This is a genomic window from Mesorhizobium sp. M4A.F.Ca.ET.050.02.1.1, from assembly GCF_003997725.1.
In the GTDB taxonomy this organism is placed as follows: Bacteria; Pseudomonadota; Alphaproteobacteria; order Rhizobiales; family Rhizobiaceae; genus Mesorhizobium.
In genome coordinates, this window is the sequence record NZ_RZSG01000156.1 from 1 (window position 1) to 10,048 (window position 10,048).

Consider the following 10,048-nt stretch of genomic DNA (forward strand, 5'->3'; position numbering starts at 1 on the left):
GGCGCAGCACGCGCTGCGCGAAATGGCCGACAAGCTCAAAGCCAATGGGGTCGAGGTCAAATACGCCATCCATCCGGTGGCAGGCCGCATGCCCGGCCACATGAACGTGCTGCTGGCCGAAGCCAACGTGCCCTATGACGAGGTGTTCGAGCTCGAGGACATCAACTCCGAATTCGCGCAGGCCGACGTCGCCTATGTCATCGGCGCCAACGACGTCACCAACCCGTCCGCGCGCGACGACAAGGCCTCGCCCATCTACGGCATGCCGATCCTCGACGTCGACAAGGCCCGCACCTGCCTGTTCGTCAAGCGCTCGCTCGGCTCCGGCTATGCCGGCATCGACAACACGCTGTTCTACAAGGACGGCACCATGATGCTGCTCGGCGATGCCAAGAAGATGACCGAGGAAATCGTCAAGGCGTTTGATCACTGATCAAGCCGCAACCTTCTATTGGAAGGTTGTCGGCCCGGATTGATCTCAGGACCCAGAAAAAAGCCCGGCTTCGCGCCGGGCTTTTTCGTATCCAGGAACCGCCGCTGCCGGTTAGGCCAGCTTGGCCAGCAGGCGCATGAAGGTCGCGGCTTCCCTGGTCGACAGCGGCGCCAGCGTCTCCTCGGTGATGGTACGTGCATGCGGGAACAGCCGCTCGACCGCCTCGCGGCCCTCCGCCGTCAGGTTGACAAGCAAGCGGCGCTTGTCGACATCGTGCTTCGAGACATCCACCAGCCCGCGCGCCTTCAGCCGGTCGATGACGCCTTTCACCGTCGCCGCGTCCATGGCGATAAAGGTGCCGAGCTGGTTCTGCGAGGTCTCGCCGATGTCGTAGAGCTTGGCGAGCGCAGCGAATTGCGGCGGCGTCAGGTCGGCGATATGCGCGGCGAAGATCGCGACATGGCGCTGATGCGCCTTGCGCAGGATGAAGCCGACCTGGTCTTGCAGGTGATAGCCGTTTTCGTCGGGTTCTTCGGCCTCGACCAGTCGCAGCAGATTGTCCTCGGTGCTCATCTCAGCCCGTCCCACGCCTTGATGTCCTTGGCCGCCAGGCCGCCCATGCGGTCGTGCACGCGCGGGCCACAGGTCATGGCAAGGCAGAACAGGATCTCGTCGGGACGCGGCCCGTCGCTGATGCCGACTTCCATGGCGTCGAAATGGCTGCGCACATAGGCGGCGTTGATGTGGCCGAGCGGCACGTCGAGCCGCGAACCAAAGGCGCCGACCTTCTTGGCCGACGGCACGATCGCCTTGGCGTCGCCGAGCCGCTCGCGCATGGCGTAGCCGCCCGGCACGTGCCAGAGCGCGCCGTGCTCCAGCTCACCGGCGGAGCCGACGATGGCGCCCTTGCCGTAGCCGTCGATCTGCCTCACGTCACCGCCGAGCGCCGCAATCAGCCGATCTGCCAGCATCAAGCCGAGCGGCTTCAGGTCGTCCATTGCGCCCTGCAGCTCTTCGACGTAGCGGCCGGCAAAGGGGTTCTTCACCACGGCGAGAGCGGCGGCGCGACGGCGTGGCGCTGCCGCCACCGGACCGCCATCATGAAAAATCTCTTCGGTCAGGACCGCGATCTTGCGGATCGGGAATTCAGGCATGGGCAGTTTCCTTCGCTTTGTGCTTGTTGGGCGCGGCAAGCGCCACCGAACCACTGATGCGGGTCTCGCCGGCAAGGAACAGCGCCGAGGCCGATATCAGGCCGCGCCGGCGAAAATCTTCTGCGACGGCAAGCCCGTTGTCCAGCGCCCGCGCCACTTCGCCCGGCGAAAGCGTCCCGACGCCCTGCGTCACCAGCCGGTCGCCGAGATCGCTGTCAGGCACAATATCGCGAGCATGCACGCGCTCGATCGCACGGTGACCGGGCAGGTCGACGGCATTGGCGATGAGGGTCGCCGCGGCATCGGCTTCGGCGCCGGTGCGCGCCAGTACGGTGACAGCGTCGGCAATTCCCAGCGAAAACGAGCGGCCGCGCCAGCCGCTGGTCGCGACACCGCGTACGCCATCTTCGGCATGAATGGCGATGCGGTCGGCAAGGCCATGCCCGGTGCCGGCTATGGCCAGGGTCATCGACTGCCCCGAGCCGAGATGGAGGGCGCTGTCGCCGCCATTGTTGACATAGGCGCGATCGAGCCTTCGCCCGGCAAGCAGTGCACCAAGCATTTCGTCGGCTACCGAGCCGGCGACGGCCGCCATCGGCGTGATGAACATTTGCGCCAGCGGCGCCACCGCCGCCTCCATGCGGCGCGCGGTCGGCCCGGCAAAGGCGCGAGGGCGCAAGGCGGCCGGGCGGCGCAGCTCCGGAAGCTCCTCAACCAGTTCCGCCAGGATGGTCTGGAACCGCGCGACGGCCTGACTGTAAGCAGCGCGGCATTCGCCCTCCTCGCCAAAGGTCTCGACGACAAGGTCGATCGGCCCATGGTTGAGGTGAAGCCGCCTGCCGTCGGCGAGCCAATGCGCCTGCGGGCCGGTCATCATCCGGCCCCGTTCGCAGCGGCACGCCGCAGCTGCGCCAGCGGCGGCCATGGGTTGTTGACGGCGGCGCCGGCGCCACGGCGCGGATTGAGGTACTCGCCGCCCCTGGCGAGGATGTCCTCGACGCTGCGGATCTCTGCCTCGTAGCCGCCCAGCCTGACATAGTCGTCGCGGCGCAAGGTGAATTCGATCGGCGCCACCAGCGCCGGCGTCGGCACATAGCCGAAGGCACCTTCAGGCACGCGGGTGACGTCGACCATCAGCGTGATGCCGCCGCCCGGCCAGACATAGACCGGCGCGCCGCCCACTGTAACGTAGGTCCTCAGGCCCTGCACCGAGCGGGTGAGGTTGACCGGGTTCTCGGTGACGCCGGCGCGCAGCGAGCCGCCGGCGCCGCCGATGAACAGGACGGTGCAGAGTGCCGGCTCGCAATTGTCCTCGATCAGGCCGACAGATTTCTGCAGCCGCTCGGGGAACGGCTTTTCGACCGGCTTCAACTGATCGTCGAGCTCGTAGTAGGCGAACTGCTCGCCTGTGGTCGAGACCATCAGCAGCGACAGGCCCGGCCGCGCGCCCTTCTTGGCATTCCATTCACCGAGAATCGACAGCGGATCGGAGATGGTGGTGCCGCCCCAGCCGAGGCCTGGCTCCGACACCTTGAAATAGCGACCGGGCGTCGAGCGACGGCCGATGATCTTGATCCCGGTATCCTGCCAGCCCAGCACCTTGCCGGCCTGATGCTCCGAGACGACGCCGGTGATGTGGTCGTCGACTACCACCACCTCGTCGACAAGGCCGCGCCATTGCGTGGCGAACATGCCGATGGTGGCCGAGCCGCAGCCGACGCGCATGCGGTGCTCGACCTTGCCGTCGATGACCGGCGGTTTGCCGGCTTCAACGATGACCGTCGCGCCGCCATCGATGGTGAGTTCCACCGGCTTGCGGTTGCACAGGTTGAGCAGCGCATCGCAGGTGGCGCGGCCTTCGGTCTTGGAGCCGCCGGTCAGATGATGGACGCCGCCGAGCGACAGCATCTGCGAGCCGTATTCGCCGGTCGTGACGTGGCCGATCGCCTCGCCTTCCGACCGCACTGTTGCCGTCTCGTCGCCGATATGGCGATCGGTGTCGATCTTCACCTTGACCCCGCAGTAGGAGAAGATGCCCTCGGTGACGACGGTGACGAGATCGACGCCGTCGACCTCCTGGCTGACGATGAAGGGCGCCGGCTTGTAGTCGGGATAGGTGGTGCCGGCGCCGATGGCGCTGACGAAGCGCCGGCCGGTGTTGACCAGCTCGCCGTTCCAGGCTTCGCCTTCGGCGACGAACGGCACGACAGCGCCGCCGGTCTCGGCTGCGTGGTCGAGGATGGTCAGCGGGTCCATGCGCACGATACGGCCGCCGACATTGCCGTAGCGGTCGCAGGCGCCGGTGCGGCCGTCGGCGATGTAGCACATGACCGGACAGGCATCGCAGCGGATCTTCTCCGCCACCTGCTTCTCGCCGGGATCGTGGGTTTCGAAACGTTCGGCAAGCTCGCTCATCGGCGCGCCTCCTTGTCGCGGATCGCCGCAAGGATGCGGCTCGGCGTCGCCGGCACCTTGGTGACGAGCACGCCGGTGGCGTGGCGGACGGCGTTGAGGATCGCCGGCGCGGTCGGGATCAGCACGTGTTCGCCCAGCCCCTTGGCGCCGAAGGGTCCTTCCGGGTCCGGAACCTCGACCAGTATGTGCTCGACCGGCGGCACGTCGCCGATGGTCGGGATGAGGTAGTCGTGCAGGTTCTCGGTGCGGCCGGGGATGTATTCCTCCATCAGCGCCATGCCGATGCCCTGCGCGATGCCGCCCTCGATCTGGCCCTCGACCAGCACCGGATTGATCGCCTTGCCGACGTCGTGCGCGGCGGTGATCCTGATCAGCCTTACGGTGCCCAGCTTGAGATCGACCTCCAGCTCGGCGATCTGCGCGCCATAGCCATAGACGGCATAAGGCTTGCCCTGCCCCTTGGCGTCAAGGGGCAGCGTCGGCGGGTCGTAGGTCTCTTCCGCAACGAACACCAATCCGTCGGCATTGGCTTTCAGCTCAGACAGGTCGACACGCCGTGTGGCGTCGCCTTCGCGGATGAAGATGCTGAAGCCGTCGAGCGCGATGGTCGCCCGGTCAGAGACATTGGCAAAGCGCAGGATTTTCTCACGCAATGCCCTGCCTGCCTTTTCGGCCGCCTTGCCGGTCACAAAAGTCTGGCGCGAGGCGGACGTCTTACCGGCGTCGGGCGTGATCGCGGTATCGGCGCACTTCAGGCGAAATTTTTGCAATGGCAGGCCGAGCGCATCGGCGCAGATCTGGCTGATGACGGTGTTCGATCCCTGGCCGATGTCGACGGCACCCTGATGCAGCACGACCTCGCCCGCGGCCGCGATGCCGACCTTGATGGTCGAGGGATTGGGCAGCGAGGTGTTGCCGCAGCCATACCAGCAGGAGGCGACGCCGACGCCCCGCTTTCTGTCCTCGCTGGCGGCGTTGAACGCCTCGGCCTCGGCGAGCGCGCGGGCCCAATGCGGGCGAAGCGCTTCCAGGCATTCGCCGATGCCGACGCCCGACTCGAGGCGCTGCCCGGTGACCGTTTCGGAGCCGTTACGAAGACAGTTTTTCAAGCGAAAATCAAGCCGATCCAGCCCAAGCTTGCCGGCAAGTTCGTCGTAGAGCGTCTCCTGCATGATCGTCGCCTGCGGCACGCCGAAGCCGCGGAAGGCGCCGGAGATCGGGCCGTTGGTGTGGATGGCCCGGCCTTCGGCGCGGTAGTTCGGCGTCAGGTAGGGGCCGGAGGCATGCACCGGCACGCGATTGGCGACGGTCGGACCCCAACTGGCATAGGCGCCGGTGTTGAAATCGCCGGAAAAGACCATGCCGGTGACGCGGCCACCGGCATCGGCGCCGATCGTCGCCTGCATCTCGGCGGGATGGCGCTTGGTGGTCGAAATCATCGATTCATTGCGGGTGTATGCAAGGGCCGCCGGGCGGCCCGTCCTCATCGCCACCACGCCGATCAGCGGCTGCAGCGAGACGTCGAGTTTCGAGCCGAAGCCGCCGCCGGTGGCGGTCGGCACGATGCGCACCTTGTCGACGGCAAGACCGAGCACCTTTGCCGTGTCGTCGCGGTCCATATAGGGCGCCTGCGTGCAGGCGACGACGACCAGCGTGTCGCCGTCCATGTAGGCATAGCCGGCTTCCGGCTCGATATAGGCATGCTCGACATAGGAGGTTTCGATGGCGCCGGACACGGTGACGGCGGCGCCGGCAAGCGCTGCGTCAGGATCGCCGCGTTCGACGAAGCCTGAGGTGAGCAGGTTCGCCGGACGGTGCCGGTGCAGCAGCGCCGCGCTATCGGCCTTCGCGTCCGAGGGCTGCAGGACATGCGGCAGCTCGGTCCATGAAACCGGAAAATCCGTCAGATCGAGATCGAGGATCGCTTCGCGCTCGCCCGCCACCAGCGCAACCGCCTCGCCGCGAAAGCGCGCTTCGCCTTCCGCGAGCGCCGGCTGGTCGGCAAAGGGACCGATGACACCGAAGCAGTTGTGGCCCGGAATGTCGGCGGCGGTGAAAACGCCGGCGATGCCCGCATGGGCGCCCGCCCAGGCTTCGAGATCGCCGAATGCGAAGCGGGCATGGTAGTGGGGCGAGCGCACCACCAGCACGGCAAGCGCGTCGGCCGGGAAAGAGTCGCCGCCAAACTTCTCGTCGCCGGTAACCTTCGGCACTCCGTCGAGGCGGATCGGCGAGGCGCCGACGGCGCGGCCAACCTCTGGCATGCGAGGATCAAGGCTGTCGACGCGCCGCGATGCGTCCATGACGGCGGCGATGATCTTCCGGTAACCGGTGCAGCGGCACAGCACACCGCCCAGTGCGTCTTGCGTCTCGGCCTCGCTCGGCTGGGGATTGCGCTCGAGAAGCGCTGTCGCCGCCACCAGCAGGCCCGGCGTGCAGATGCCGCATTGCGCCGCGCCGTGATCGAGGAAGGAAGCCTGCAACGCCGACAGCCTGCCATTGGCAAGGCCTTCGACAGTGGTGACGGTCGCGCCCGACACGGAGGCGGCCGGCACCAGGCAGGCGCAGACCGGGTCACCGTCGACCAGCACGGTGCAGGCGCCGCAGTCGCCGGCGTCGCAGCCGACCTTGGTGCCGGTCAGCCGCAATTCGTCGCGCAGCACTTGGGAAAGGCGACGTACCGGAGGTACGGAGACGCTGACCGCAGCGCCATTGACCTCGAAGGCGATATCGCTGTGTTCCATGCTCATGCCGGACTGGACTTCGCTCATCTGAGGCTGAACCTGGCTCATGCAGCCACCTGGTCCCCAGCAGTGTGGCCGATAGCGGCAAGCACGGCGCGGGCGACGAGCTCGCGCGCCGCATCCTGTCGGTATTGGGCGCTGCCGCGCACGTCGGCGATCGGCGACAGTTCATCGATCGGCGCGGCGAGCACGACCCGACAGAGGGCTTCGTTGGCCGGCAGGCCGAGCAACGCCGCCTCGACGCCCGTGAGCCGCCTGGCGACCGCCGAGCAGGCGCCGACGGCGATGGCCGCTTCAGCGACGGCGCCATCGTCGACGACAAGGCGCGCCGCCGCCATGGCGATGGAGATGACCAGATAGCGTCGGGCGCCGAGCTTCACGAAGGCAGATGTGCCGCCAGCCGCCGGTTTCGGGACGCGAATGGCGGTGACCATCTCGCCCGATGCCAGGGCGGTGCGGCGATTGCCGAGAACGAACTCGCCGAGCGGCAGACGGCGCAACGCCTTCGCCGAGCGCAGTTCGACCTCGGCGTCGAGCACCAGAAGCGCCGGCACGCCGTCGGCGGCGGGCGAGGCGTTGCAGAGATTGCCGGCGATCGAGGCGACATTCTGGATCTGCACGGAACCGACGTCGCGCGCCGCCGCCTTCAACGCGTCGAAGGCGCCCGGCAATTGATGGCGGACCAGATCGGTCCAGGTTGTGCGCGCGCCGATCAGCCAGTGCGTTTCGCTCTCCACGATACCGCGCAGGGCCGTCAGGCCGTTGATGTCGAGAATGTTTTCGCGAAACGGCTTGTTGCCTTGCGCCGGATAGAAATCGGTGCCGCCCGCCAGGATGCGCCAGCGATCCTCGCCAAGCAAGGCGAGCGCCTCGTCGACCGTGGTGGGTTTCGCGTAACGGATCACGCTTTGCCTTCCAGAAAAGGGGCCTTTGCGAGGGACCTGCCGGCGTCCCGCTGGCAAAAATTCATTCGTATGCAAATGATATCAAGTCGGCAGGAATTGTCAAAGCCGGAGTTTCCGGCCTCCGCATCGGCGAGTGGTTCCACGCGATTGTTACGCCGCTGGAGGTTGACGTCGCCGGCCATCTGGTCAAGTTTCTGCGTCCGGTCGCGACAGCGGCATTTTACTTGAGCCCACGCTGAGGAGGAGGCCTATGGCCGACGAAGCGCTTGTTGTCATCGACCTGCAAAACGACTTCTGCCCCGGTGGCGCGCTGGCGGTGGCCGGCGGCGACGAGATCGTGCCACTGGTCAACGACCTGATCCGGCGAACCGAGCACGTCGTACTGACGCAGGACTGGCACCCTGCCGGCCATTCGAGCTTTGCCTCCAGCCATCCCGGCAAACAGGCTTTCGAGACGATCGACATGGCTTATGGGCCGCAGACGCTCTGGCCGGATCACTGCATACAGGGCAGTCTCGGCTCTGATTTCCATTCGGGTCTTGCCTGGACCAAAGCTGAGCTGGTGATCCGCAAGGGTTTCCGCCCGGCGATCGACAGCTATTCGGCCTTCTTCGAGAACGACCACACGACCCAGACCGGCCTGGCCGGCTATCTGCGCGAACGCGGCATCGACACCGTGACGCTGGTCGGGCTGGCGACCGACTTCTGCGTCGCCTTTTCGGCGCTGGACGCCGTCAAGCAGGGCTTCAAGACAACGGTGCGGCTAGACGCCTGCCGCGGCATCGACCTCAACGGCTCGGTCGAGGCGATGCTGAAGCGGATGCGCGAGGCCGGCGTGGTGCTCGAAGACCATTTGTCGGACTGACCAGACTGTGAGGCGTCGGGGGGGCTTCATACAATTGGCGTGGACACTGGCAGCAGGCCTACCAGCCCTGGCTGTCCTTCTGTTTCCGCAATTCGCCTTCGCAGCGGCGGACCACGAACTGCCCGGCGCGGCGATGTCGCTCTGGTGGGTGCTGCCATTTGCCGGCCTGCTGTTGTCGATCGCCACCGGACCGCTGCTCTTTCACCACGTCTGGGAGCATCACTACGGCAAGATCACCGCGGGCTGGGCAATGCTCGTGGTGGTGCCGCTGGCGATCGCCTTCGGCATCCCTTCGGCCATACAAGCGGTGCTGCACACGCTGCTCACCGAATACATGTCCTTCATCATCCTGTTGTTCGCGCTCTACACGATTTCCGGCGGCATCCTGCTTGCCGGCAACATCCACGGCACGCCGCTGGTCAATGCCGGGCTTCTGCTTGCCGGCGCGCTGCTTGCCTCGGTGATCGGAACGACCGGCGCCTCGATGATCCTGATCCGGCCGATCCTGCGCGCCAATGACAACCGGCCGTTCAACGCGCATGTCGTGATCTTCTTCATCTTCCTGGTCTCCAACATCGGCGGCTTGCTGACGCCGCTCGGCGACCCGCCGCTGTTCGTCGGCTTCCTGCGCGGTGTCGATTTCTTCTGGACGACCGCCAATCTCTGGCGCGAGACGCTATTCACCGGCGGACTAGTGCTCCTGGTCTTTCTGGGCATCGACACCATGCTGCACCGGCGCGAGGGCGGCATGCCGAAGATCATGGACCCGACGCCGGACAAGGAGGTCCGCCTGCGCGGCCTGCCCAACATTCCGCTGCTGGCCGGGGTGATCGGCGCGATCCTGATGTCGGCGACCTGGAAGCCGGGCGCCGGTCTTTCCATCCTCGGCGTCGGCCTCGAACTGCAGAACCTCGTGCGCGACGCCATCATCCTGGCGCTGGCGTTCGCCTCGCTCGCCGTCTCGCGCAAGAGCCATCGCGAGGCGAACGGCTTCACCTGGGGACCGATCGCCGAGGTGGCGAAATTGTTTGCCGGCATCTTCATCGCAATCGTGCCGGTGATCGCCATCCTGAGGGCCGGCCCCGGCGGCGCGCTGGCGCCGCTGGTCGCGCTGGTGACATCGCCTTCCGGCCAGCCGAACAACTTGGCCTATTTCTGGCTGACCGGGGCGCTGTCGTCCTTCCTCGACAATGCGCCGACCTATCTGGTTTTCTTCGAGCTTGCCGGCGGCGACCCGCAGCGCCTGATGGGCGAATTCGCATCCACCCTCGCCGCGATCTCGGCCGGCGCGGTGTTCATGGGCGCCAACACCTATATCGGCAATGCGCCGAACTTCATGGTCTTTGCGATCGCCAGGCATCGCGGCGTGAAGATGCCGGGGTTCTTCGGCTACATGGCGTGGTCGGGTCTGGTGCTGATCCCCGCTTTCCTGATCGCCGGCTTCCTGTTTTTCGGCTGAGCCGAAAAGCCAACCGGCGCTTCTGCGTATGCGGGGCCAGCGGTTTCTGCTATTGTCGGGGAGGGTGCGGGGT

The 10,048-nt window shown here is 66.5% G+C and carries 9 protein-coding genes; 3 read left to right on the forward strand and 6 right to left on the reverse strand.

All coding sequences use genetic code 11. The features are described 5' to 3' along the window. Positions 1-433: NAD(P)(+) transhydrogenase (Re/Si-specific) subunit beta (locus tag EOA33_RS13210; protein ID WP_145989128.1), on the forward strand; the 433-nt coding region annotated here is incomplete at its 5' end. Between the two features lie 111 nt (positions 434-544). On the opposite strand, the gene EOA33_RS13215 is transcribed toward EOA33_RS13210, so the two are convergent. Genes EOA33_RS13215 through EOA33_RS13240 form a run of 6 tightly spaced genes read right to left on the reverse strand, consistent with a single transcriptional unit; the run spans position 545 to position 7,651 of the window. Beyond that, positions 545-1,006, reverse strand: a complete 462-nt coding sequence (locus EOA33_RS13215) for a MarR family transcriptional regulator (protein ID WP_126057006.1) — start codon at positions 1,004-1,006, stop codon at positions 545-547. After that, a complete protein-coding gene (locus tag EOA33_RS13220; protein WP_126057007.1) occupies positions 1,003-1,587 on the reverse strand; it encodes an amino acid synthesis family protein in 585 nt (194 codons plus the stop codon). The genes EOA33_RS13215 and EOA33_RS13220 overlap by 4 nt, the downstream gene beginning before the upstream one ends. Next, positions 1,580-2,461 (reverse strand): UPF0280 family protein, encoded by an 882-nt coding sequence (locus tag EOA33_RS13225; protein WP_126057008.1) that lies wholly within the window; start codon positions 2,459-2,461, stop codon positions 1,580-1,582. Before EOA33_RS13225 ends, EOA33_RS13220 begins: the two co-directional genes overlap by 8 nt. After that, a complete protein-coding gene (locus EOA33_RS13230) occupies positions 2,461-4,002 on the reverse strand; it encodes a 6-hydroxynicotinate reductase (RefSeq protein ID WP_126057009.1) in 1,542 nt (513 codons plus the stop codon). The genes EOA33_RS13225 and EOA33_RS13230 overlap by 1 nt, the downstream gene beginning before the upstream one ends. Next, positions 3,999-6,794, reverse strand: coding sequence for a molybdopterin-dependent oxidoreductase (locus EOA33_RS13235; protein ID WP_127405817.1), 2,796 nt, complete (start codon positions 6,792-6,794; stop codon positions 3,999-4,001). The genes EOA33_RS13230 and EOA33_RS13235 overlap by 4 nt, the downstream gene beginning before the upstream one ends. Further along, entirely contained in the window at positions 6,791-7,651 is an 861-nt protein-coding gene (locus tag EOA33_RS13240) for a xanthine dehydrogenase family protein subunit M (protein WP_126057011.1), read from the reverse strand. Before EOA33_RS13240 ends, EOA33_RS13235 begins: the two co-directional genes overlap by 4 nt. A gap of 250 nt (positions 7,652-7,901) precedes the next feature. On the opposite strand from EOA33_RS13240, the gene pncA reads away from it, so the two are divergent. Together pncA and EOA33_RS13250 are read left to right on the forward strand one after the other, a co-directional pair. Next, positions 7,902-8,516, forward strand: coding sequence for a bifunctional nicotinamidase/pyrazinamidase (gene pncA, locus EOA33_RS13245; protein WP_126057012.1), 615 nt, complete (start codon positions 7,902-7,904; stop codon positions 8,514-8,516). Positions 8,517-8,562: 46 nt separating this feature from the next. Further along, complete coding sequence (locus EOA33_RS13250) at positions 8,563-9,975, forward strand: sodium:proton antiporter (protein ID WP_127405818.1); 1,413 nt, start codon at positions 8,563-8,565, stop codon at positions 9,973-9,975. The last annotated feature ends 73 nt before the right edge of the window (positions 9,976-10,048 follow it).

Coding starts and splice junctions, on each gene's coding strand:
- EOA33_RS13215 (WP_126057006.1), bottom strand. CDS start 1,006: ATGAGCACCGAGGACAATCTGCTGCGACTGGTCGAGGCCGAAGAACCC.
- EOA33_RS13220 (WP_126057007.1), bottom strand. CDS start 1,587: ATGCCTGAATTCCCGATCCGCAAGATCGCGGTCCTGACCGAAGAGATT.
- EOA33_RS13225 (WP_126057008.1), bottom strand. CDS start 2,461: ATGACCGGCCCGCAGGCGCATTGGCTCGCCGACGGCAGGCGGCTTCAC.
- EOA33_RS13230 (WP_126057009.1), bottom strand. CDS start 4,002: ATGAGCGAGCTTGCCGAACGTTTCGAAACCCACGATCCCGGCGAGAAG.
- EOA33_RS13235 (WP_127405817.1), bottom strand. CDS start 6,794: ATGAGCCAGGTTCAGCCTCAGATGAGCGAAGTCCAGTCCGGCATGAGC.
- pncA (WP_126057012.1), top strand. CDS start 7,902: ATGGCCGACGAAGCGCTTGTTGTCATCGACCTGCAAAACGACTTCTGC.